1 protein-coding gene is annotated in these 286 nt (G+C 76.9%); it reads right to left on the bottom strand.

What is annotated here, in order from left to right; all coding sequences use genetic code 11:
* Window positions 1-286 (bottom strand): hypothetical protein (locus tag ABD308_RS33040; RefSeq protein ID WP_344343266.1); only part of this gene is annotated, 286 nt, incomplete at both ends.

Below are 286 nucleotides of genomic sequence, written 5' to 3'. Positions count from 1 at the left end.
GCCACGCTGACGTCGACCGACGAGCTGGTGGCCGGCACTCCGACGCCGCTCCCGCCGAGGGGCTGGCTGCTCCCGCCGAACTGTAGGGACACGACGCCCGCCGGGACGTCCTCGCCGAACGCCAGCCGCACGTTGAGCGTCCGGGACTCGCCGTCGCGCAGCCGGACCAGGGAGGCGTCCGGGTTCGGCGCCCGCAGCACCAGCGTGGCCGTCCCGGGCACGCTGCGGCCGTCGGCGGCCGCGAACTCGAAGGGGCCGTAGGCCGGGGACTCGCCCAGGTCGGCCA

This window comes from Kitasatospora putterlickiae (genome assembly GCF_039527695.1).
Classification (GTDB): domain Bacteria; phylum Actinomycetota; class Actinomycetes; order Streptomycetales; family Streptomycetaceae; genus Kitasatospora; species Kitasatospora putterlickiae.
Note: the sequence above shows the minus strand (reverse complement) of the source record. Positions and strands in the feature narration are given on the sequence as shown.